19 protein-coding genes and 4 pseudogenes are annotated in these 23,617 nt (G+C 52.1%); 10 read left to right on the top strand and 13 right to left on the bottom strand.

Translation table 11 applies throughout. The features are described from left to right. Positions 1–504: 504 nt before the first annotated feature. Positions 505–2,412, bottom strand: coding sequence for a hypothetical protein (locus tag FIU85_RS21800; RefSeq protein ID WP_152498497.1), 1,908 nt, complete (start codon positions 2,410–2,412; stop codon positions 505–507). Positions 2,413–3,213: 801 nt separating this feature from the next. Here FIU85_RS21800 and FIU85_RS22640 point away from each other — a divergent pair. Both FIU85_RS22640 and FIU85_RS21790 read left to right on the top strand, forming a co-directional pair. Then, entirely contained in the window at positions 3,214–3,438 is a 225-nt protein-coding gene (locus FIU85_RS22640) for a nucleotidyltransferase domain-containing protein (RefSeq protein WP_152498496.1), read from the top strand. A 229-nt stretch (positions 3,439–3,667) separates the two neighbouring features. Further along, the gene (locus tag FIU85_RS21790; protein ID WP_152498495.1) at positions 3,668–4,735 is read left to right on the top strand and encodes a hypothetical protein; all 1,068 of its coding nucleotides are present in this window, start codon (positions 3,668–3,670) and stop codon (positions 4,733–4,735) included. Positions 4,736–4,790: 55 nt separating this feature from the next. On the opposite strand, the gene FIU85_RS21785 is transcribed toward FIU85_RS21790, so the two are convergent. From FIU85_RS21785 to FIU85_RS21770, 4 genes and pseudogenes are all read right to left on the bottom strand, one after another. Then, positions 4,791–5,423: a metallophosphoesterase gene (locus FIU85_RS21785; protein ID WP_254703095.1), complete on the bottom strand. Its 633-nt coding sequence runs from the start codon at positions 5,421–5,423 to the stop codon at positions 4,791–4,793. A 273-nt stretch (positions 5,424–5,696) separates the two neighbouring features. Beyond that, complete coding sequence (locus tag FIU85_RS21780; protein ID WP_172978975.1) at positions 5,697–6,509, bottom strand: GSU2403 family nucleotidyltransferase fold protein; 813 nt, start codon at positions 6,507–6,509, stop codon at positions 5,697–5,699. A gap of 1,127 nt (positions 6,510–7,636) precedes the next feature. Further along, positions 7,637–8,071, bottom strand: a pseudogene (locus FIU85_RS21775) (IS5/IS1182 family transposase); the annotation flags it as partial. Next, positions 8,070–8,699, bottom strand: coding sequence for a hypothetical protein (locus tag FIU85_RS21770; protein WP_152498492.1), 630 nt, complete (start codon positions 8,697–8,699; stop codon positions 8,070–8,072). The gene FIU85_RS21770 and the pseudogene FIU85_RS21775, both read right to left, overlap by 2 nt. 339 nt (positions 8,700–9,038) lie before the next feature. On the opposite strand from FIU85_RS21770, the gene FIU85_RS21765 reads away from it, so the two are divergent. From FIU85_RS21765 to FIU85_RS21750, 4 genes and pseudogenes are all read left to right on the top strand, one after another. Then, positions 9,039–9,659, top strand: coding sequence for an IclR family transcriptional regulator (locus tag FIU85_RS21765; RefSeq protein ID WP_152498491.1), 621 nt, complete (start codon positions 9,039–9,041; stop codon positions 9,657–9,659). 361 nt (positions 9,660–10,020) lie between these two features. Further along, positions 10,021–10,812 carry a hypothetical protein gene (locus tag FIU85_RS21760; protein WP_152498490.1) on the top strand — a complete coding sequence of 264 codons (792 nt, stop codon included), beginning with the start codon at positions 10,021–10,023 and terminating at the stop codon, positions 10,810–10,812. A 142-nt stretch (positions 10,813–10,954) separates the two neighbouring features. Beyond that, positions 10,955–11,983: pseudogene (locus tag FIU85_RS21755) on the top strand (IS30 family transposase). Between the two features lie 256 nt (positions 11,984–12,239). Then, positions 12,240–12,500: a hypothetical protein gene (locus FIU85_RS21750; RefSeq protein WP_152498489.1), complete on the top strand. Its 261-nt coding sequence runs from the start codon at positions 12,240–12,242 to the stop codon at positions 12,498–12,500. Between the two features lie 447 nt (positions 12,501–12,947). On the opposite strand, the pseudogene FIU85_RS21745 reads toward FIU85_RS21750, so the two are convergent. The 3 genes and pseudogenes from FIU85_RS21745 to FIU85_RS21735 form a co-directional block, all read right to left on the bottom strand. Further along, positions 12,948–13,085: pseudogene (locus FIU85_RS21745) on the bottom strand (proline racemase family protein); the annotation flags it as partial. A gap of 352 nt (positions 13,086–13,437) precedes the next feature. Next, positions 13,438–14,076, bottom strand: coding sequence for a transmembrane anchor protein (locus FIU85_RS21740; RefSeq protein ID WP_152498488.1), 639 nt, complete (start codon positions 14,074–14,076; stop codon positions 13,438–13,440). A gap of 16 nt (positions 14,077–14,092) precedes the next feature. Continuing rightward, positions 14,093–14,818: a HupE/UreJ family protein gene (locus tag FIU85_RS21735; protein WP_152498487.1), complete on the bottom strand. Its 726-nt coding sequence runs from the start codon at positions 14,816–14,818 to the stop codon at positions 14,093–14,095. 500 nt (positions 14,819–15,318) lie between these two features. On the opposite strand from FIU85_RS21735, the gene FIU85_RS21730 reads away from it, so the two are divergent. Both FIU85_RS21730 and FIU85_RS21725 read left to right on the top strand, forming a co-directional pair. Continuing rightward, a complete protein-coding gene (locus FIU85_RS21730) occupies positions 15,319–15,576 on the top strand; it encodes a metal-sensing transcriptional repressor (protein ID WP_152498486.1) in 258 nt (85 codons plus the stop codon). 7 nt (positions 15,577–15,583) lie between these two features. Continuing rightward, positions 15,584–16,903 carry an MFS transporter gene (locus tag FIU85_RS21725; protein WP_152498485.1) on the top strand — a complete coding sequence of 440 codons (1,320 nt, stop codon included), beginning with the start codon at positions 15,584–15,586 and terminating at the stop codon, positions 16,901–16,903. Positions 16,904–16,932: 29 nt separating this feature from the next. Here FIU85_RS21725 and FIU85_RS21720 read toward each other — a convergent pair whose 3' ends face one another. From FIU85_RS21720 to FIU85_RS21710, 3 genes are all read right to left on the bottom strand, one after another. Next, entirely contained in the window at positions 16,933–17,310 is a 378-nt protein-coding gene (locus FIU85_RS21720) for a YqaA family protein (RefSeq protein ID WP_152498501.1), read from the bottom strand. A 256-nt stretch (positions 17,311–17,566) separates the two neighbouring features. Then, a complete protein-coding gene (locus FIU85_RS21715; RefSeq protein ID WP_152498484.1) occupies positions 17,567–17,959 on the bottom strand; it encodes an H-NS family nucleoid-associated regulatory protein in 393 nt (130 codons plus the stop codon). Positions 17,960–18,109: 150 nt separating this feature from the next. Beyond that, positions 18,110–18,757 (bottom strand): hypothetical protein, encoded by a 648-nt coding sequence (locus FIU85_RS21710; RefSeq protein WP_172978974.1) that lies wholly within the window; start codon positions 18,755–18,757, stop codon positions 18,110–18,112. A gap of 763 nt (positions 18,758–19,520) precedes the next feature. Between FIU85_RS21710 and FIU85_RS21705 the strand changes: the two genes are divergently transcribed. Both FIU85_RS21705 and FIU85_RS21700 read left to right on the top strand, forming a co-directional pair. Beyond that, positions 19,521–20,650, top strand: a protein-coding gene (locus FIU85_RS21705) for an IS3 family transposase (RefSeq protein ID WP_152498482.1) whose coding sequence is annotated in 2 segments (ribosomal slippage) — positions 19,521–19,764 and positions 19,764–20,650 — 1,131 coding nt in all. Because the reading frame shifts where the segments join, the coding sequence is not laid out codon by codon here. A gap of 49 nt (positions 20,651–20,699) precedes the next feature. Next, positions 20,700–21,407: pseudogene (locus FIU85_RS21700) on the top strand (helix-turn-helix domain-containing protein); the annotation flags it as partial. A gap of 102 nt (positions 21,408–21,509) precedes the next feature. Here the strand turns inward: FIU85_RS21700 and FIU85_RS21695 are convergent. Further along, complete coding sequence (locus FIU85_RS21695; protein WP_152498500.1) at positions 21,510–23,042, bottom strand: tripartite tricarboxylate transporter permease; 1,533 nt, start codon at positions 23,040–23,042, stop codon at positions 21,510–21,512. Beyond that, the gene (locus FIU85_RS21690; protein ID WP_172978973.1) at positions 23,042–23,590 is read right to left on the bottom strand and encodes a tripartite tricarboxylate transporter TctB family protein; all 549 of its coding nucleotides are present in this window, start codon (positions 23,588–23,590) and stop codon (positions 23,042–23,044) included. The genes FIU85_RS21695 and FIU85_RS21690 overlap by 1 nt, the downstream gene beginning before the upstream one ends. Between the last annotated feature and the right edge of the window lie 27 nt (positions 23,591–23,617).

Here is a 23,617-nt window from a genome sequence, read left to right as displayed (position 1 = left end):
CTGGGTCAGAGATGAATACCGCTCTGTGATTGTCTCTGGCGATGGAAGAGCCTTTGGAGCTGCAGCTAACTACGGCCCTCATTATCTGGGCGAACAGGTCCTGTAGAGAGGGGGGTCAAAAATCTGACCCCCTTACTGTAATCCTTCCTTAGAGTTCCCCCTCCCGGTCTTTGCCGTTCCAGGTTTTAGGGACCTTGCGTCAAGGGCGGCAGGGGTGAGGAGGAGAACCGGCCCTGAAAAGTCCAGCAGGAATCCCATACAGCATTTCTGAGTTCTCTTACTCGCTTGAGAATGGTCCCTTTTTACCTGTCTTGGTGATGAATCCTTCTTAAGATTGCTTTGAGCGCCTTGGAGGCACCCTTTCAGGGTAGGGCAGGGAGGTTGTCTGTCAGATCTCATTAAAGCCATTTGGGGCCTGCTTCCAGGCCTTCAAAGGGCGTCACAGTAGAGTTGTGTAAATGAAAAGACGGACATCGCCGTCAGAGCAATTGGTCGAAACCAGATTCAGAAAGGGCAACCAGTGGTCGCCATTTTTTCCATCGGAGAGCCGAAGGCAGGATCTGGAACCAGAGGATCGTCAAGTGGCTCAGCTCGTCTGAACTCGATAACGCCCGGACCACTATCGTTTGCTGGGGCAGGGTGCCCGAGGGCTGCTTCTCTGTTCGCTTTCTTGGTCTTTGCAAGCATTGGGCTCTTGATCTTGCGAACAGGCTTCTGAGCGAACTCCTGACGCTTCTCCTGAGCCTGTTCAGGTGCTACTTTAAGCTCCAACTCAGGATTTTCGTGGATATCTGTGAGGACAGGCTTCTCTTGGTTGATGTAGCTTTTCACCGTGTTCCGAGCTTTCCCCGTTTCGCGAACGATCTGCTTGATGCTCATGCCACCAGCACTGAGTTCCTGGATTTCGATAATCAGAAGCTTCTTCCTGCGTTGCTCGGGTGTTTCCTGCTGTGCCCGTTGTGCGTTCTTCCGAGTGTTTTTCGCTTTATCATTTTCCGCTCTTCGCGCACCGTTGATGATCGCTCTGAGATCATATGCCTGCATCTCTTCCAGACTCACATTCAAGAACTCGGCGAAGTTATTTGAATTGTACCAATAGCGAGGGTCCACTTCTCTGCCGTTCAACAATCGCGTTTTGCCATTGGCAGCCTCTTCAGCGCGTTTAAGGACAGAACTGATCGAGTTATGCGTCTCTTCGGGGGTCCAGTCATCGCCGCAGAGATCCTGAGCCAGCTCGTGTGTCCTCTTTTCCAAGGCCGCAGGCGGTGCCAAGAAGGCGAACAGGGACGCGATTGAGTAAATGTACGAATTCCTGAAGCCCCGCGGTATCTGTCCGCCATGACGGCCTTCGATAAGCTTGAAAATATCAGTCAGGCGATTTCGGGCCTGCGTGCCGTAACCGTAATCCAAAAGTTCCTTGTGACAGTGCTCCTCGCGCTCTCTGACTGATTGGAGGTTAATGACGTTATTGCGGGCCTGGAAGCTCTCACGCACCGGCTGAGGCGCTCTTGGATCATCTGCGACTTCACCCTTTGCCACAGGTGATGGCTTCTTCCGTTTCCCGCGCTTGCGCTCATCGTTGCCGTCATGATCGATGTTTTCGAAATTTTCCTCGATGCCCTGCTGCACGGCGCTTTCGAGCTCATTGAAGGTTCCGCGACCAGCTCCAGGGTCCATCAGGTACGGCTCTAGGTGAACGATCCTCACGATGTTGCCGTTTCGTGCCGACTTCGAACCCACCAAACGGGTCAGGCGCACGACATTGTTCCCATCATAGTCCGCTCCGAGCGGGGCAAACACCTGCCAGAGTTGGCGTACAACGGTGAGCCAGCGGTCGGAATTGATTTCTCTTTGGTCCCTGCTGTCATCAGCTTTTGGAAACCTTTTCGAAAAGCTCATCGGCTCGAAAATCCAATACAGTTGAAGACCGCCGCCTGAGAACACGATCATGTCGGGACTGGGCAGGTTGAAATCTCGACAAATCCTGAAGATGACGTGGACCATCTGTTCTGGTGTGCGTTCTCCATATTTCGTGGTCTTGTGAAAATCGAGATCGAGCATGAGCGCCGGGATCGCACAGATGTTTGTCTTCCAGCGGCAACGCTTGTTTTCACCACCTCCCTGGGGGAACATCCCTGCGGACAGGTAGATCTCGCGGTCTTGATGCTTCAGCAAATTCGAGGCGCACTCTTTCATATCCGTAATTTTCGGCATGTCGTACCGGGAGTTACGCGATACTGACTGGTCATGAAGGCATGCAGTGAACGGTGAAGTCTCGATAACAGGTCCGAAAAGCGCTTGGATCTGGGTGCGTGGATCTTCGTAAGAAACGCTGTTGAAGTCATAACACAGGTCAAAAGAGAGCCGGTTCGGCCCTTCTTTTCTTGCTGTACTTCCTGCCCGTCTCGACATCCTTAAATAGCCTTCAATTCGAAGGGTTCAGAAGGTGCCTTTCTATTTATTCTCGTGAGATTTTATTGACTTATCGTCGCTCGAAGCCTATATTACTCTCACATCATCATGATTATAGGGTCGGGGAGCTCGCACCTTCCTGGCCCTTTTATATTTTAAGTATATTGTATTTAATATAATATAAAGTTAAATGCAAATTATTTAATTTATCAAAATGATAAAGTATACTTGTCTGCCGATTATTTGTTCGGTTCACATTGTGCTTTTTTTACCATCGATGATCTGCAGAAGTGCACGTAAGTTGCGCAAATTGAGAAAATTATACTTATCGAGCACTCTTAATATAATTTTGCGCATTAGTTGCAATAAAGAGCCCCACCAGCTTTAGCTAGTGGGGCTCGGTTCCACCCATTGGGTGGGTCAGATGAAAATATAATGTCATTAGCTACCTATGGGGTAGGTAAGGCCCGCTTGTCCAGCGTCTCATCTTTCATCTTAAGCCGCCTATCCGGCGTCTCACAAGGAGATATATACTAATAAAATAATACCGCGTCAATATAGTTTTTATAAAATTCTGCCTCTGGTAAATTAAGTTTATCTTTCTATCTATTCGCAAGGCAAAAGCTTATCAGAAAAAGGTAGAATAAAGGCCTATGGCCTCTTCCAGGTCCAGGTTTGGTTGTGGAATTCGCATCCATGCGTTGAATGCGAGCGATGTCGATAGATCGAAAGCTCATAAAAGAACGCGATAGGAAGCACTACGAGCAAGCTCTAAAGGCATGGGAGAGTCTTCACTAACTACTGCAAGACGTAAACATTGAACATGTTCTCTTTGGATTCCTGGAGAACGGAGACTTCAAAGCGCACTCGGACATCGATGTCATGATCTTTGGTGACCTCAGCGCACAGGAAATGACGATTGCCGAACGAGCGATCTCTGCAGTTTACCAGGAATTTGGAGTGAAGATCGACTACCTCTACGCGATGTATTATACTGAGAAGAACCTCCATGAAATCCTGGAATAGGGGCCCTATCGGGATGGCAATTCCAAGTTTCGACACTCTTGGGGTGGAGCAGGCTATCCAGCGGCTTGCTGTATGTGCCAGCCAACTCAAATATCCAGATATAGACTGCGCAGGGCGTTAATTCTGATTCAAGCACTGGCCTTGTGGCAGCCCCACAGTCTTCTTTTAACTTTGTATGTTTGCGTCGCTAAACGCTTGCTCATACTTTATAAGCAAGGAGCTCGTGTAAATGTATAATCCGGATGACGAAGACCTTGGCCCGCCATCCATTTACGATGGAGATGATCCAGACCAACAGAATCTGTGGTTCCTGCCTCCTGGCCCCGAGGATGATGTTGATCCGGAGTCAAAAAAGAGCTTCATATTCTATCACAACGACTGGCGTGAGGCAGAGCGGAATCTTTCAGGTTCACTTGCGGATGCTACGTACATGTCCGGTTGCCTGGATGAGCGGATCCGTCTCAACCCAGCCATGCATGATCGCATTGCTCGCATCGAGGCTGTCGAACTTGCTTGGCTTGCCGGTTACAGGCTCGGACATGATGCGCTGCATAAACACCTCGTATTGGCGGACTACCAGCATGAGAGAGACCAGGAGGCAGTGGTTGAAACTCGCTGGGCGCATTCAAGGTATATGAGCCCCCTTCACCCCCTGAACGATGACATACGGGACGTTCTGGGGCGTCATGCAGTCGAAGAGGGAACCGACGAGGAGCTGATCAGGCAGACTGGCGGTAGGACTTTCGATGATCTCTATGAAGAATGGAAAGAATACATCGAGGACGCTGAGGGCCTGCATAGGTTCACGCTTGGTGCCTTGGCATTCTTCTCATGGCAAAGCATCCAAGTCTCTGGCGATAGTGACTTCATGGAAGCCGCAGTCGTGTCACAGAAACTCTGTGCGCCGCGTGGACGACGGGGAGGGCTCGGTTTCGTTCCGCTGGCGCTTGGCGGTCATGGAGCCTTTATGAGAGCGGGTACAATCGAGCAGCGCTTGGCGACATGGTATCGCTTGGTCGAGAACGCCTGCCATCGAGCCTTGCTTAATTTGAACGCAGTGGAGCTGTTTAAACAAAAATCTGAAGAAGTGGAGTTTAAGCAGACCGCAACGTACCAGTGTATCTCCAAGGCATTTGTCGATTATCCTATTCTGAATATTGAAACGCTCTTGAAGACCTCAGGAACCGGGAAAGATGCTGCACTGAAATATATCGACCTGCTTGAAGAGGCGGGGTTGATCGCCGAGATAACCGGTCAGAAAAGGTACCGGTTCTGGCGGATCTCTAGCACTTTCTAATTCGGGGCCAGCGAAAAGCACGGAAATCAGCTTCCATGCTTCGCTGGCACCGTTCTCAGGAAACGTCCATCTTTCCTGAAAAGACTTCCTCATCAGTAAACATCACGTCGCAATTGGGCTCGATCTCTTTCCAATGCCTGTTGACTGGAAGCGACGCTGACCGTTGCTCGATTTCATTGAAGCAAACCGGGTAAAAATCGAAGACATCAACCCCGACATTTACGCAGTTTCGCGACCCGAGCCAGTTATCATGCACGTGCCCAAAAAGTTGAAATGCGCCCCTGCGAGCGTGGTTCCACGTATGCATCGGGTAGTGAAACAAAGTATTAAATTGCTTCAGACTACCATCCCGAATCTCCGCGATGTGGCTGACCGTAGTCCACGGTAGGCTTTGGATGATCTCGTCATCATGGTTGCCGACCACAAGGTGCTGTTCAGCTCCCGGCAAGCGGTCAAACATCTCTCGCAGCCATTTCTTGTCCAGCTTCCGTTTCCCCATTGCGAAGTCTCCCAACATCCAGAGATGATCTCCAGGACCGACCTTCGCATGAAGATTCCGCAGGATTGTTTCGTCAGCTTGCTCGGCATCCTTAAAGGGCCGATTGCAGAAGTGAATCATGGCTTCGTGGCCGAGGTGAAGGTCCGCGGTGTACCAGTTCCTAATGTTTAGGTTGTTTTGTCTCATCATGTCGAATTCTCCTTGGAAACAAGGCGAGCGACAACATGAGCAGCTTTTGAGAATGGGTATAAGCGGACGATCATGCGTCGCCCGCAGTAAAGGGGCGATTACCAGGTAGCTGTTGGTATGAGCGTCAAATAAGCCATGCGCAGGAGATACTTTGGCAGCCAATTCATTGCAAGGCCGAGGAATGCTCTGCCGCCAGTCAGTGTGACATTCCCCACATTTTTCTGGGCTACTTCATTTCTGTCGCTTTTAACAGACAGATGCTTGCCATTCCGGTCATTCGAAGATGTCGAGGATCTCGTCCAGGATCATCGAGCTCTCAGGCATAAACGTCAGCGTCGCCTCGAGCTTCTGAATGCTATCCGGCCAACCCAACTTTAATTCTTTGTAGGCCTTATAGAGGTCAAAAGGGCACTCATCTGAAATGACACCGATCAACCATTCTGCTTGGCTCCAGCATCCTTGGTCGGAAGCAAGCAGACAGTGCAGCGCGTACCTAGCAGGGTCTGGGATGCTGACCAAGACGCCGCTCCGATAAAGAGCGACCGCGCTTTTTCTGTTCTCCAGCAAGAAGGTTTCTTTGCCTTCAACATGTACGAACTCAACCTCGATCTTGCCTTCCGCAATCCATTTGCGTCCATTGTCAGAGCCTTCACCTGCTGAAGGTTTGAGATCGATCCCTTGCGCTACAAGGTGACTGACCACCTCGTTCCCACAGGTGGTCGAGACAAGGCTGAGAAGTGCTTTCTGCGTGCATTCTGGATTAAGACGTCCAAACATCAGCGGATACTGATTGAACGCTTGTACGCCACTTACAAGACCCTTCTGATCGAAAAAACCTATTTCTCGGAGAGCGCTTAGAACACGTGCGGAGGTAGTATCAGTTGCGGCGCACCCAGACGCCCGCAGAGCAGCTACAAGCGTCGTGCAGCCTTGTGACCATTCCTTAGTCGTAATCTGCTCCTGGCGTGCTGTGTCTACCTTTGCACGGGTTTCTTCATTATCGACGCCAAGATAGATCTCCCCAACCTTCTTGCCGCGCCTTTTTCGGGCAACCCAGACACTGCTGCCGCCACGCTGCGTTAGCATCAGGCTGCCTTCGACTGATACTGATGGCCTCCTGAAATGGCGTTGTAAGAGCTCTGGGTAAATTGCGATGATCGGGCCCGAGAGATGCATGCAGCAACTTTATACACGTCTCGATAGTTTGTGTATAACATAATGTCTGGCCGACATCGTCCTTGCGCCATGGTGCCTCGATCTCAACGTCTTGGGAAGTAACCTACGGTAAAGCTGGAGGCGCATCACTCTGAAAATGGAGTCTTTAGAGCTTTGATATCATGTATGTTTTTCTTCTTGAGGGAGTAGATTACGACAAGTCCGCAGACGTCTGCGCCCCTCGGACGAGTTTATGGAAAAGCACTCTCCAGTACTGATCCGAGCACCGTATTTCTGGGAACCTGGAGAGAGCGCAAGCTGCTGATCCATTGCTCCTTGGGGAGTAATCTACAGTAAAACTGGAGGTACATCACACTGTGAACGTAATCTTAGGGCACTGATATCATGGATATTTTTCTTCTTGGGGGAGTGGATTATGAAAAGCTCACATGCTTCAGTATCCGCCAAACCGCCGCAGGGAAAAGAGACTTCCGAGAACGCTCAGTGCACCGTATTTCTGGGAACCTAGAGAGATCGAAAGCCGCCGCTGCATTGCTCCTGGGGGAGTAACCTACGACAAAAAAGAGATGTATCGCTCCGCGAAATCAATCGTAACACACTGTTATTAAATATTTAATCCGTCTTGGGGAGTAAATTACGAGAAGTTCACAAGCTTGCGTATTGCCAAACTGCCGCAGGGAAACGAGACTGCCGGGAACGCCCCGGGGCACCGTATTTCTGGGAACCTGCAGAGAGCGCAAGCCGCCGCTTCATTACTCCTCGGGGAGTAATCTACGACAACAAAGGAGGTGTATCGCTCCGCAAAGGCGAGCGTAACACACTGATATTAAATATTTAGTCTGGTTTGGGAAGTAAATTACGAAGTAATTCGAGGCGTCTGATCAAATCAATTCGGGGACACGCGCCCTCTGGAAGAGTTCTGGGCACAGGAACTGTAGGAACTTGAAGAGAGCGCAAGTCAGTGTCGCGATGGACCTTGTGGAGTGAACTGCAAAATACCCCTCTGTCCACAGGATCAGGCAAATCGTCCTTCAAATAGGGCAGAACCTAGCTTTCGATGGGCAATCTTGGATGACTCTTTCCAGAGCCCGAAAGCGAGCGGTGCCTTCTCCGGCTGATCCACCGTTGGGGTCTGAGTAGTTGCGTCGCAACTGTTTTTGGGCGTGACCTTCGGGACAGATGTATTTGTCGTTTTCGACATCCAACACGAAGTCGGCGCGAGACCACGTGCCATCGAACTGGCCCGCCTGGTCGAAGACCGGAATGAGTGGTGCGATCTTGCGGTCTACGCGCCGGCCTAGAAGTGGGTCGGCGTCATAGGTGGTTTTGGCGATCAGACGTTCCGGGCGCAGACCGAAATTGAACTTCAAGCAGTTAAACATCGCCTTGGTTGATCCGAGCTCAGCCTGCTTGAACGAGCGAGACGCTTCTAACCCGACGATGATACCATGGTTCATATCGATCAACGCACTAGCTAAACGCGGCGAGGAGTATCTTTAGATTACTCTCTTGAGTAGCTTCCATATCATCGACGGGATACAGGAGATGAATAATGGGAAGCTGTAGGTCTACGAACATTTCGGCATCCTTGATGGCGTGTTCTGCAGTTTCGCGCCAGATCATGCTATATTCATCCCATTCAAATTTTCCGGACTGGCTATATTGTAGAGTAGTGATGAAGTCCTCAGTGGGGGTTTTAAATACAGCAGCCTTCCATGATCTATCATTTTCTCCTTTTGAATACTTTTCGGCAATACGGTTACCGCTGATCCTAAGATCGGGAAGCTGCCCGCACAGCTCAACGGAAAAGTCCTCTTCTGCCTTGTCAGCATGAATTGATCCGTACCAATGCAGAATATTCATGTCTGCATTGCGATAGAGTGATTTTGTCAACCACAAGTCTTTCTTGTCGTACGACCTGAAGAAACAGAACACTTCCTGTTCGGTGACTGCTCTCACTCGATCCTTAATTGTTCCGTCAATAATTACTTCACAAATGAATTCGTTACTTATTTTATATAGGTTGAAAACCATTTGAGCGACGCTATCTTCCATATTTTTCTTGTAAGCGGCGTTGCTTGCTGAGCCAATTTTATTCATGATTTGCTCCTGTAATAAACAAGAATTATTAATAACTTGCAGAAATTAACATGGAATTAAAATATAAGATCCAATGAAATTTATTCGGATTTACCAATCTTGTTTATGAATACTCATCGTATTCGAAATTTCATTAATTGCATTTTTGCGTCTTGGGGGCGCTTTTCCAGCGCTTAAGATAAGGCGTAAGATCGCTCCGGTAAGAAGCACGTTGCCACGCAGTCTCCATATCTGTGTGGCAACGTAGTACAAGTTTGAAAAGCGTGAACAGAAATCCTGCATACTGAGCTTTACGTAGAGCTTTCTCCTCGCGACCGGATTGCGACAAGTTCGACGACAATGGCTGCGATGACTGCCGGTACTAAGCGGTTCACCGTAGGAAATCGTTTGGTAACTCTTTCGGCGCGAACGATCAGCAGTGCGTTTAGAACCGCTCGAAGACATGCCGTTCTGCAAGAAGTGTCTCGTGAACTCGGTGAGCAGTGTGAAATAGGTTTGGTACGGAACAATCGCGTTGTCTATGTTGATAGCGTTCGCGTCTCCACGGTCCATGGGCTTCAATTTGACCCAGGAACCGATGCTCCGATCCACTGTACATCCACCGGAAAGATCTACCTCAGCCTCTTGGCGCTTCAAGCGCGTGAAAAGCTCGTAAATTCGCTTGAGCTCACGCCGTTCACCCCGAACACGATAACCGATCCGACCAGCTTCATGAAGGTTTTGGAACAAACTAGAAAACAGGGATGGGCGACTTCCAACGAAGAGTATGTCCGAGGTGTCGTTGGTTGTGCTGTACCAATAATGACGCCTGAAAACGATTTGATTGCTTGCTTGGGTGTGTCAGTTCCAACGGCAAGGGTCACTTACGACGAAGTTTCCGCGTTTATACCGCACCTGCTAGCGGCTGCAAAAACTCTATCCGAAACCATCTTGGGAGACGAAGATTTGGTGTCATCGTAAGATCTAGGAAGTCTCTGAACGCGATTGTAGGTATTTCAAGAGCTGGGGCTACTAACATCCATTTACACACACCGCCGCTAATCGAGTAAATCCTAGCTTATCTATCAAGTTTTTCAGTGAAGATTTCGCTGTGCGAATGCATGATGTCGCAACCATATTCAATTTCCTTCCAGTGCTTGTTAACCGGAAGCGGATCACCACCAGCACAAAGGCCGTAGTGGGATAACGCATATCTTACGATCCAAAGGCATCTACACTCTCAAAGGAATATTTCCGCTATACGCAATCGAAGGTGAAAATTCCCCATTTGCCATGATTTCAAGTTAGCATCCAGACGCATCGATAAAATCGAGGTCTACACATGCGTCATATTTTTTCTGCATTCTTGTTTTGCACATGCGTTACTTTCTTTCCGTTCCCGGCTTCGTCTGAAGCACGATCTGCCAAACTTCCGGAGAACTGCATCACCGGACCGAGAGAAGAAATTGAACTCCACCTGGAACAGCATAAGGCGAAGATATTTTCCACCGCCGAGGAAGATGGCATTAAGATAATTACGCTCATTACACCATCGACGGACCACATTTACATCTACTTGCTTGGTCAATCGAACGAGAATCTCTTCCACCTTTGTCCGGTTGGAGGCGGTCGGGAGCCGGATGTCGTCATGTCTCGGAGTATAGACTGGCTCGCCAAGGAATGGCCTCGAAATCGCAATCGCTACCATCCGGAACATTTTGAGAGAAGGCACGGCTTCAAATTCCCTGCATCGAAGCTGAATGATAAGATCGACTTCTCGAAAACCGTTTTCGCATTGTCGTTTTTTAGCACTGGAGCTGATTTCGCCTCAGACGCATACGATGAAGAATGGGAAATCGACTTTCTGGACGGGGCCAAGCTATCGCGTGGCGAGATCCTAACGATCCTCATTAAGGGCTACGCCACTAAAAAGGGAGTGGAGGGAAATGATCTCTCAAACGAAACCCTTGAGAAATACCGCAAGGTCCTCGACGGAACCGATCATCAGCTTCCGATTTTCTATCTGTTCTTCAATACAGAGACCAGGGATTGGTACATGGTTGCATGGCACCCAAAGGAAGAGCGTCCTATGATCTTCTCTCAGGGAACCAAAATTCGGTTCACAGGAGAATAGGAATTCCAATATTTTCAACCCTTTAGGAATCTATCATTAACATAATCTATGTTATGCAACAAAACCCGCCGGTCTGGAACGCGCTACCCTGAAGTGCGACTCCTATTAGAAAACAATGAGTTATCTAATGGGAGATCATGGCATGGGAGCCGTTTACACCCAACTATCACTACAAGAACGCCGTAAGATTGAGAGCTGGTGGCATGCAAAGGTGCCCGTCAGAGAGATGGCACGCGTTCTGAAACGCCACAAATCGACGATCTTTCGCGAGATCAAACGCAACTTCTGGGCCGATGATGCCTTCCCGAAGAAATACGCGGGCTACTTCGGCCACGCGGCGCAATTGCAGACGAACAAGCGTCGATCTGTGGAGCGCAAGCTGATCCGGCATCCTGAGCTGTGCAAGACGGTTGTGCAGCGGATCAAACAAGGTTGGACGCCCGAGCAGATTGGCAACCGTATGATCTATGAAGGCGCAAAACTGCGCGTCTGTCAGGAGACGATCTATCGCTATATCTATTCCAAAGAAGGCATGGCGCAGGAACTCTGGTGGTACCTGCCCTAGCACCGGAAAGCCCGTCGGCCCCGCCGTGCCAGAAAGCGCCAGAAACCCAAGTTCGACCGTGATGTCGGTATCCTGTTCCGCCCGGACGATGTGGCGCATCGGCGTCAGTTCGGGCACTGGGAGGCCGATCTTGTCTTGTTCAAACAACGCTTCGGTCAGTCAAACGTGACCTCCCTCGTGGAGCGCTTGAGCCGCTTCACAGTTCTGCTGAAGAACCCGAACAAGCGCACGAAACCAGTCATGGGCAAGATCATGAAAGCCGTGCGGGATCTGCCCTACGTCGCGCGTCGTTCCATCACCTTCGACCGCGGCACCGAGTTCGTCAGCTGGCCCCACCTTCAGGCCGAGATCGGCACGCAAACCTGGTTCTGCGATCCATCTAGCCCGTGGCAAAAAGGCACCGTGGAAAACACCAATCGCCGCGCCCGAAGATGGCTGCCAAGGAAGCGCGACATCACGGCGGTCTCAGATCATGAATTGAAAATGATCTGCGACCACCTCAACGCGACACCTCGAAAGTGCCTCGGGTGGAAGACACCCGCAGAGGTCTTCCGGGAAAAGATGATGGAAGAGATGGGACGATCCCCCTACCCTCAGAAGCAATAGGAGTCGCGGTTCAGGTATCGCTCACACTATCAGATTGATGAGGTGGCCCAGTCATCTCCCTCTGGGCGACCACTTGGCTGCACCGGTATTCCTGGTGCAGCCTTTTTGTAAGGTCTCTTTGGCTGACCGTCAGCGTTCCAAATAATGGATCCGCCCAAGCAACTGATAAATAATCATAAAGTTCAGGTGCGCCAAAATTTTACATCATTTTAAGGTGCTCTCTGTATGTGTTTTTGAAACGGTACAGGAGAGCAGAATGGCCGACGATTACACTCAATTCTCGTGCAGTCTGAAACTTAAATCAGTCGAAGACGCCTTGTTCGCAATAGATCTTTTGGAGGCCATGCGCACTGAAGATGATACTTTTCTAGACATGCGCAGCTTTCAAGTTTCGATCCTTGATGGTGATAAGTCGTCCGCTGAACTTTGGTTGCGCGATGCATACGGGGCGGCAGATATTATGGCTGTCATTGGATTTGTAGCCAGGCTTGCGCGTGAAGTTGGTTCCACCGGTTAATGGGGATTTCAGTACAGCCTCAGTTGCAGCAAGCCGCGTCTCAACGAATTTGGCGGGGGAGCAATTATAATTAATCTTGAAAACGGCGATATAGAGTCTGCGACTTCAACCGAGGACTGGTTTTGGACGAACCTCCGGAATATGGAGGAAAACCTTTGTTCACCATAAGCTGGAGAATGGATATTAGACAAACCAGCCGAACTTAAACGTGCAAATGCCAGATCGTAACGCAGACTAGCCATGTCAGGCCTATCCCGGCGAACAAACGAAGCGCGAAGTCGGCAATTTTCTCCCAAGTAGGTGAACCTGCCGCATAAAGTACGTCTCCCCTGCCCCTTTGCTCGATCACGAGACTGACAAAAAAAGGAATGGGCGCACCTATCACACTTGGTTCCCCCCAAAGTGCCCGATGCTACGCCTTACGCGAACGCCAGCTTTCGTTCAGTTCTACTTCACATCCGGCCAAGTATCGCTCAGCCGGTAGCCCTCGGGCCACGGGTCGGCAGGATCGAGCATGTGCTGATGCGTGCCAGTGATCCAGCCGCGACCGGATATTTCGGGGATGATCGCCTTGGTCTCACCCACCCGGGTTGGGGTAGTGTCGGGCATTTTGGAGGCTATTGCGAGTCTGGCGGATGCCGCGAAATAGAAGATCAGCGTTGGCGAGAGCCAAAGCAGACCTCGCTCGGGAACAATTGGAAGTCAGCCTTGTCTGAATAGCAAACGCTGCTCTGAATATTCACAAATGTTCGCTTCCGGCCCATGGCTGACCTTCGATTGCTCAGCGACGAATGTCTGCTTCGCCGATGACGTTAGAAGACTCAGAGCGTCAACTCCGGCATTGAATGCAAATGCCACGAAACGGGCTGCCGTCTTGGTCCTGAACCGAGAAAATGCACATCCCTGCCGCTTGATAGGCAGGGATGTGGTATCTTGATCAGGTGTTGTCTTTTACTTCGGCATAGTCGCCGCGCACTTGGATCGTGACGGTCAGTGGCGCGTCGTCGCGGTTCCGCCAGAACCAACCGTGCTCACCGTCGAACGCGGCCACTATCTCGCCCTCGCTCCCGGTAGAGCCGCGACCCTTTTCATAGGTCACCGATTGGCCGGAGCCGTGGCCGTGAAGGTCGAAGTTGACCCTGCCTCCTTGAACCACCATGCGGTAGTCGGCGGTCTGGTCCTTGGTCATGACCAGCTTCCACTCGGCGGACGCGTCGGGCTCGAGTGTGAAGGTGATTTGATCGCGCCACTCTTCGCTTTCTTCGGCTGTGGCATCCTGTGCGTACGCGCTACCGACGAATAGCCCGAAGATTTCTTTCAGCAGGCTTGACTGATCTTCGGCTTCGATATCCATCAACCGGTCGGCCTCGGCTTCCTCTGCGAGTTGTGTCTTGATCTCGCCCATCTCCGCGAGACCAATGGCACCACCCACGCCCGTAGGATCGATCCCGTATTCCGCGGGCAGGACGACCGTTACCAGGATCGCGGCTGCAGAAGCGGCGGCAATGGCCGTTGAACGCAAAAGCTGCTTGGTAGTCGGCAGATCTTCGAGGTTCGGTTTCTCTGAGTTGAACATGTAAGTCTCCTGTAAGTTACGCGGCAACGAAGTAGCCGGTGATTTGAAGGCCCATGAGGATGAACCCCATGGACATCATGACGACATTCGCGGTGTAGGCCTGCCGATAGAACTTCGGGGATTTCCGCCAGAACCCCATAACGATGAGGATCACGGCGAGCGCCATGATTTGACCAATCTCGACACCGACGTTGAAGGCCAGCAGGTTCGGCAACAGACCCTCCGACGCGATATTGTAGTCGAGGATCTTGGTAGCCAGACCTGTGCCGTGGAAGAAGCCAAAGATCAGAGTTGCGGCTTTTGTATTCGGCTGAAACCCGAACCAGCGTTGGTAGGCTCCGAGGTTGTCGAGCGCCTTGTAGACGACCGACAAGCCGATAATTGCATCGACGATATAGGCGTTCACGCCCCAGCCGAACCAGACGCCCGCAAGCATCGTGGTTGAGTGACCGAGTGCGAAGAGGCTCACGTAGATACCTACGTCCTTCATCTTGTAGAGGAAGAAGACGACGCCAAGCAGGAACAGGATATGGTCGTATCCCGTGACCATGTGCTTGGCTCCGAGATAGGCGAAGGGGATGAGATTCACCCCCCAGATTTCCTGTATGTAGCCAGCGTCACCCTCGGTAACGTTGTGCGCTGCGGCAGCCGTGGCATAGAGCATCACTGCCAGGAGCGCGATTAGGATGGCAGCGACGCGAGATGTGCGCCAAGACCTGCGATCCGCGATAACGGAGTGCATGTGTTTTCTCCTTGGATTTTCCGTTTTGCGTGTATGTTTCGCCCAAGATGGGCGTGCTCACACGCCTGGTGGGCGCTCCAGGAGGAATAATGGTGCCGACCAGTATGCAAGGGCACGCCCATGCCAGGTAGTGCTGGTCTCAACCGCCGTCGCGTCAGGCCGAGCCTGTGTCAAAACCGCCTGACTATGGTCATGATCCGCCACGTCGTGGCTGTGGCCATGCATGGACCAAATCAGGTCTTCTTCAAATCCATGGGAGTGGCCATGCGAGGCGATCATCTCGGCATGCTCCTGCAAGGTCTCGACAACTTTGGGGATATGAGACGCGCTTGGCGATATGGTCCAGAGGCATAGGGCGATACAAGTAAGACCAGCGACAACCCTCGCTGTGACCGATGTTCTGATCCGGCTTCTCATCACCAGCCCCACTGCTCTCGTCCCTTTTGATGCATCTTGCGTGACATCTTGCGGTATCCCCACGGGGAGGATAGCCCTTGCATATGACAAAAGACCATCTTCATGCAAGTCACCCCAAAATCATCTCCCGGCTGAAACGTGCCGAAGGGCATCTTCGCTCCGTCATTGCCATGATAGAGGATGGCAAACCATGCCTCGAAGTGGCTCAACAGATGCAAGCCGTAGAGCGCGCGGTTCGAAATGCAAAACAGACGCTGATCCACGATCACATGGATCATTGTCTCGACAGTGATGAGGCAGGCGACAGGTCTGAAATGAAAGCCATCGCCCGTTACCTTTGAGATGATCATGTTCAAAATTCTTGCCGACCGCACCTATCGCCATCTTTTCCTGGCCCAGGTGGTCGCGCTACTCGGCACTGGCCTCGCTACCGTCGCGCTTGGGCTCCTGGCCTATGATATTGCCGGAGATGGAGCCGCGATGGTTCTGGGCATGGTCTTCACGATCAAGATGATCGCCTATGTTGGGATCGCGCCCATCGCGGGAGCATTCGCGGATCGAGTGAACCGCAGAGCATTATTGGTGACGTTGGACGTGATCCGCGCCGGGGTTGCGCTGTGTTTGCCTTTCGTTACCGAGGTCTGGCAGGTCTACGTCCTGATTTTCCTTTTGCAATCAGCGTCAGCCGCTTTCACGCCGACCTTCCAGGCCACGATCCCGGATGTCTTGCCAGAGGAGCGCCAGTATACCCGTGCGCTGTCGCTCTCGCGGCTGGCATATGATTTGGAGAATATTGTCAGCCCGACCCTTGCGGCCTTGCTGCTCGCGGTGATGAGCTACAATACTCTGTTCTTGGGGACCGTGGCCGGTTTCACAGCATCGGCAATTCTGGTTTTCTCGGTGCTTCTGCCCAGCCCGAAGCCGTCAGAACCGCATGGGATCTATGACCGAACGACCCGCGGTATTCGAATTTATCTTGCCACGCCAAGACTGCGCGGACTTCTGGCTCTGAACCTGGCGGCGTCGTCGGCGGGCGCGATGGTTCTGGTGAACACGGTGGTGATGGTACGAGGCACACTGAGCCTGCCGGAAAGCGCGCTGGCGTGGACGCTGTTTGCTTTCGGGGCAGGATCCATGCTGGCCGCACTCGTCTTGCCGCGCATACTTGACCGCCTCACTGACCGACCCGTCATGTTGAGCGGTGCAGCGTTGACGGTTTTGACACTCCTGGCACTTGCTTTGTGCGTTATTGCGTCCGACCTGACCTGGCCAGCTTTGCTCGTTGCCTGGCTGTTTGTCGGCTTGGGGTATTCCGCTGTCCTGACGCCCTCTGGACGCCTTCTCCGCCGCTCTGCGCACCCGGAAGACAGACCGGCAGTATTCGCGGCGCAATTCGCCCTTTCTCACGCCTGCTGGCTTCTGACCTATCCCCTATCGGGGTGGCTCATGACTCAGTTCGGAGTGGTTGCCGCACTTGTTGTCCTTGCCGTGCTCGCTACTGCGGGCATCATTATGGCATTGGCTTTATGGCCTGCCGGTGATCCTGACGTGGTCGAGCACCGCCATGACAATCTGCCAGCTGACCATCCCCACGTTCGCGATGGCACAAGGCACGCTCATGCTCTTGTCATAGACGACAGTCATCCGAGGTGGGCCACGCATTTTTGATCGCTATCGGCCTGACCACGATGGAACGGTTAGAACCAGGCCAGCGTCAATCCAGCGACAACGAGATATCGACTAAGTTTAGCAATCGTCACGATAACCACGAAGCCCGCCAGAGGCTCCCGCATGACACCTGCAACCACGGTCAGTGGATCGCCAATAACCGGCATCCAGCTGGCAAGCAGGCTCCATCTCCCGTAGCGATGATAATGACCCTCGGCGCGAGCCAGTACATCGGCCGAAATCGGGAACCATCGCCTGTTCTGAAAACCGCGAAAAAACCTACCGCAGACCCAGTTCACGGTGGATCCGAGCACGTTGCCAAATGTCGCTACCGTAAGCACCATCCCGATCGAGATTTTTGGGTCCGTCAATAGGTAGGCCAACACAGCCTCTGACTGCATCGGCATGAGCGTCGCGGCGACAAGTGCCGAAAGAAACAGAGTGAGATAGGCCAACAAGCCGCATTCCTTTGAAGAGCACCCATGCTGCACGCTAATTTGATATGTGCTCTCGCCTGATAGCTGACCTTGAGACCAAATGCAGCGAAAGACGGCTTCCCGCCCTTTCCTCAATCAAGTTCGCAGTCGCAGCGAAGGTTTGAAAAGTTCGCCTTGCGTAAATTCATCCACTTCGTGTCAAACGTACGCCAATCAGAACTACTAGTCATGAGCCCTTTTCAATCAGCAGTTCATCTAACTTCTTCTGGTGGCTAGGGTTCTTTTTGTCCAAGCTTTCAACCCCGACATACGCCAGAACCCATGCAGGTGCGTGGCCGCGGCCCGTCCATTCGTTGCCGTTCGCATCACGGTACTTCGGCTTCACATTTGAACGTTTGTCCGATGCCTTGCCCAGAACTGCCTTTGACTTCTTCGGATTGATAATCTCGTCGAATGGGATTCCGGCTTTTTCTGCCTCTTCTTCCATTCGCTTCATGAATTCTTCACGCTTCTGCTCTTTCAAGGTATGTATTTGAGTATCGATCCGGCTCTTAAGGGCCTGAAGGTCGTCGAGGTCCAGGTCGTCGAGTTTGATTTTTTCTGCCTTTTCAGTGCCCATATTACTTCTCCCGCAGCTTGCGAATTCCTTGCTATTCTTAATATTGCTTACTTTTTATATTTACAGCTCTCAAACAGTTTATGCTTTAGGCCTAAGCTATTTTTATTAAGTGCTGCCAAACATTATATTTCTGTTTTTCGCCTGAGAATATTATTTCTGATCGTTGAAACCCTTCTTCGCCAGCCGCCAAAACTTCCGGCGTGTGTCGATGTCTTTATAAGGCTCAGGAAGCATCAATGGCGTCATGCTTCGCAGCCTCCTCCACTCCTCGGACCTGACCACGATCTGCCGGGCTACATCATCCGGATCCTGGTCCAGGACTCTTGCCCAGGCGGCCCTGTCCTCTGGATGATATCGCGGGTTCTCCGCCAGGCGGCGCTTGGCTCCCTCGATCAGCGAGGCGTCCTGTCTGATCAGACGCGCATGGATCCGGTGGATGAGAAGCTTCGCGCGGTCGTTTACCATCTCGACATTCGGCTGCTGGCCCTGCCCTGCTTCAAGCTCTCTCTTCAAGTCCCTGTGATAGCGGCCCGCAACCTCCCGAGCGGCGTAGTCATGGAAGCCGTAGGCAAGACGCCTGATGACTTCACATGCTCGATCTCTCGGATCCGTCGGCAGGTTGTCATCTCCAATTCCCAAAATACGACACCCCTCGCCCCGTTCGAAAAGATCTCTTTCACCAGGAATGATCGTGTACCGAACACCAATATTTCCGGTCACGACGTTCCGCATGCCAGCAGCCTCCACCGTGTTGGCAAAATCGATCTCTTCCCCATCAGGCATGCAATCGACTTCCATTGGTGGCTCAATAGGATCGAGATCCAAAATATCTGGGTGAAGGCGTCTCATAGCGTGATTATACGGGCTTCTCTGACGGAAGCAAAACGGCAGCGGTCGGTATACGAATTCCTAATTTCCGTTAAATCTCTATAGTTGCCATCATCTGCGAAGATGGTAGGGGCAGTTGATTGCTGCGGGTGTTTCGGTTCCAATGTTCGTGATGGATCTAGTTTTTTATTGGAAGATGGGATGGTGAACGGCTTGAAGGTTCGAGGACTTCGAATAGTGTCGGTCGGTCTCGTTGCCTTGCTCCCGTGTGGAGTGATGGCTCAGGACTTCGGCGGCGCGTTGATCGGGGGGATGGCACAGCAAGGAGCCGATCGCGCCCAGGAGTTCAGGCGGAATGCTCCCGGCATGATCGAGGATATGCTAAATACCAGTAAGCAGGCGTTCCAAAGCGAGCAGAGATGTCTCGCACAATTGCAGCTGTCGGTGAACGCAGGAGTATCCATCGGGAATTCCATACCGTCTCCAATGTCTGGATATTTGAGACCGAACAGGGTCCGACAGCGCGGTTCCATCTTCTGATCTACGGAACAAAAACGCTCACCGAGATCCTTTGCAGATATGCCGTTTCTCGCGGGACAGTTTCTTTAAACTCCCAGGTTTGGGAAGAAGGAGATGTTTATGACCTAGGATCAACGCGAGATCCAACGCATGGACCTGTCGCGGGATTGTGCCGCTCCTTTGACCACGTATCGTGTCGCAAAGGAGAACACAGATGGCATCACGACCGACCGAGGAATTCCGTGCCGAAGCAGTGCGGGTAGCGTTGACCAGCGGCTTGCCGCGTAAGCAGGTGGCGGCTGATTTCGGGATCGGTTTCTCGACGCTGAGCCGTTGGATACAGCAAGATCGGCGCAACCCTGAGAGGCCGACCGCCCAGTCTGATCTTGAGCGCGAGATCGCCGAGCTGCGGAAAGAAAACCGCATGCTTCGGGAGGAGAGGGACGTGCTAAAAAAGGCCACCCAGTTCTTTGCGGAGCAAAGCAAATGAGGTTCGCTTTCATCGCAAAGAACGCCGACATGTTGCCCGTCGAACGGCTGTGCCAGATCATGGATGTCAGCCCGCGAGGGTATCGCGCCTTCCGAAGCCGCCCCCTCAGCCAGAGCCAACGCAAGGACATGGTTGTGCTGGCTCACATCCGTGAACAGTTCGCCCTGTCTCTTGGCAGCTATGGCCGGCCACGCATGACCGAGGAATTGAAAGAGTTGGGCCTGCAAGTCGGCCACCGCCGCATCGGGCGCTTGATGCGTGACAACGGCATTGCGGTGAGGAGAAACAGGAAGTTCAAGGCGACCACGGACAGCAACCACAGCTTCAACATCGCACCGAACCTGCTGAACCGGGACTTCTCGGCAGCTCGTCCGAACCGGAAATGGGCGGGTGACATCAGCTATGTCTGGACCCAAGAGGGCTGGCTGTATTTGGCGGTCATCCTCGACCTGCACTCCCGGCGCGTGATCGGCTGGGCCGTCAGTAACCGGATGAAGCGTGACCTGGCGATCCGGGCGTTGAACATGGCCATTGCGTTGCGACGACCACCGAAGGGCTGCATCCATCACACGGACCGCGGCAGCCAATACTGCTCTCACGATTACCAGAAGATCCTGCGCCAGAACGGCTTCAAGGTGTCGATGAGCGGCACGGGAAATTGCTACGACAATGCGGCTGTTGAGACCTTCTTCAAGACGATCAAGGCCGATTTGCTGTGGCAGCGGTCGTGGTCGACGCGTCGCGACGCAGAGTTGGCTATCTTCGAATACATCAATGGCTTCTACAATCCACGCCGACGCCACTCAGCCCTGGGCTGGAAAAGCCCCTTGGCCTTCGAGGCGAAGGCCGCGTAAATGAGAACCTGGAGCGGCACAATCCCGCGACAGGTCCAGCAAGTTACGGATACTGCGACATGCGGAGAAGATCGGTCACGTCGCGACGGCTTTCCGCTATTTCGGATAGGTCGATCCAGCTTCTACCGTTGGCGTCAAGCCTATGCGGAGCGTGGCGAAGCTGGCCTGATCAACGCGCCGCCCATCCCCAAGTAGCATGCCAATCGGACGCCGCGTTAGCGCGAGGACAAGGTCCTTTACCTTCGACGCAAGTATCACCTCGGCCCGATGCGGATCGTCTGGTACTTGGAGCGCTATCACGACATCAAACTTTCTGACGCCACGGTTTCGCGCATCCTGCGCCGCAATGGGCTGAACCGCCTCCCTCGCGGCACTCGCATGCGCAAGGTTCAAACCAAACGTTATCAGAAGCAGCTACCCGGACATCACATCCAGATGGATGTTAAGTTCCTGACCTTTATTGACAAGAAAGGCGAGAAGGTGCGCCGGTTCCAATACACCGCCATCGATGACGCAACGCGGGTTCGGGCGCTGAAGGTTTCACGAAAAGCACACCCAAGCCAATGCGATCAACTTTATTTACCACGTCGTTGAAAAGTTCCCGTTTCGCATCCCCGAAATCAGGGCGGATAATGGCCATGAGTTCCAGGCCAAATTCCATTGGCATGTCGAGGATCTTGGCATCCGCCATTCTTACATCAAGCGCGGGACGCCGCAGCTGAACGGTAAGGTGGAACGGTCACATAGGTCGGATGGGCTGAACTTCCTCCTCCAAAAACCCCCGAAGACTACGACATGAAAGTTCAATTTTCCCAGGTTTTTCCATTGCCTTACATGGGGAAATTGGTAGCGGAGGCGGTCATTCCGGTGACAGGTGTTTTCGCCTCGAAGAAATCCACGGACGGACGATCATGAAGAAGAAAAACACCGCAATTAGTCCAAGAAAGAAAAGACTATCCGGACTGGTGAAGAAAATGGAGGGGCTTCCGTCAGTAATGGCAAGACTACGCCTCATGTATACCTCGAGGTCTGGCCCGAGAATGAAACCCAGCAGAAAGGAGACCATTGGATACCCACCGCGCTGCATGAAATAGGCACCAACCCCGATGGCAAGCGCGGCTCCCATCTGAAACACTGAAAAAGTTGATACATATGCACCGACCATGGCAACAACTGCAATGCTCGAAAAAAGCACCGCCTTGTTGATTGAAACAAGCCGCATATACCAGGGGCCCAAAACCAGAAGAGTGATCGGGATCAGTAGTGCTGCGATGAGCAAAGCTGCCATCATTGGTGTTATCACTGCGAATTGCTCAGTCATCATCTGTGGACCCGGTTGCAGGCCGTTAATGATAAGGACGCCGAGTATCACCGCGGATGTAGTATCTCCCGGTATGCCAAAAGTTAACATCGGAACGAGAGAACCACCGCACATCGCGTTATTAGCGCTTTCGGAGGCAGATATTCCTTCTATGGAACCATTGTTGTATTCCTCAGGATGTGAGGAACTGCGTTTCGCCTCTGCATATGAAACAAACGCTGCACTGCTTCCCCCTGCTCCCGGCAAGACGCCAACGAAGTAGCCAATCATCGCGAACTTTATGTAGCGGTAGGTGCCGATGAAGCTATAGTCGGAACGGCGTGGCAGGAAGTCACGCCAACTCCACTTCACCGTCTCGGTTGAGTTGTAATTCGAAGTATTCTTATCCCGAGAGCTTGCCGTAACCTGAACCAATAACTCGCTAATTGCAAAAGCCCCGATGATGACGGCCATCAAATCGATACCCTCGACTAAGGAGGGCAGTCCGAAGGTTTGACGAGCCTTGGAACTTGCCACATCAATTCCAATCGTGGCGACCATGAGGCCAAGCAGCGTAGCGACGATGCCCTTTGCAATGGACTGATCGTTCGAAATAATGATTACGAAAAAGGCGAAGAGGATCAGAGAGAATTTCCCGGGAGTTTGTACATACAATGCCGCTTGAGCTATTACAGGTGCTAGTGTCATTAGTAGTACGGCACCAACCACGCCTCCCATCATCGACGCTAGGCCCGCACTGCGCAACGCGCGAGCACCCTCCCCCCGACGCATTAATATGTTGCCTTCATATGCAGTCATAACAGCGCAAGGTGCGCCAGGAATGTTTACAGTAATAGCGGTGATGCTGCCGCCATACTGAGCTCCCATGAAAATAGCGGCGCACATGACAAGCGACGGGGTAATGTCCATCGAATAGGTAATCGGCAAGATCAATGCTATCGCCAATGTGCCTGTCAACCCAGGGATCGCCGCAAAAAGAGTCCCGATCAGGAAGCCGGCTACCAAATACCCGAACACCGCCGGCTCCGCGATTGTTTCGAAGCCCCCAAGAACGTGCAGCAACTGTTCCATCATGTCAGCAATTCCATTTTTGGGAGTTGAATGCCGAAAAGAACGGCAAAGAACAAATATGCGAATAGACTTATTGCCGCGGCCACTACGATATTCAGTGCAATCCCGAGAAAGCCTTTCGACCATCCGAACCGGAAAGTAGACAGCAATCCCAGTGAGAATAAGAAGGTGGCCACTGCAAACCCAAGCTTTCGAAACAACAATACGTACAAGAGGGAAATCAATATAACAGCGGCCAGCGAAACATATGCACTGCTACCAATGGGACGAACGGAAGGCTCGAGATCATGCATCTCTTCTAAGGATCTAGGGGCAGACTCCTTGTCATGTCTGACCTTGTGCCGCCTAATTTGCCCGGCGATAACTGCCAATAGCGAGAGGTACATTGCAACACTAAGAGCGATTGGCATGAATCCCGCACTAGGTAGCCCGTAACGAAAAAAGGAACCGTTCTGCAAAGCCTCACCAAGATAGACTGTAGTAGAGATGAAAATAACTAATGGCAGGATCCAGTCACCAGACCGGAAATACGAGAGCTTTTCAGGCATTAAAGTTCCCCTCATCGCGAAGTTGAG

This window comes from Roseovarius sp. THAF8 (assembly GCF_009363735.1).
Taxonomy (GTDB): Bacteria; Pseudomonadota; Alphaproteobacteria; order Rhodobacterales; family Rhodobacteraceae; genus Roseovarius.
This window is presented reverse-complemented; position numbering and strand designations above follow the sequence as displayed.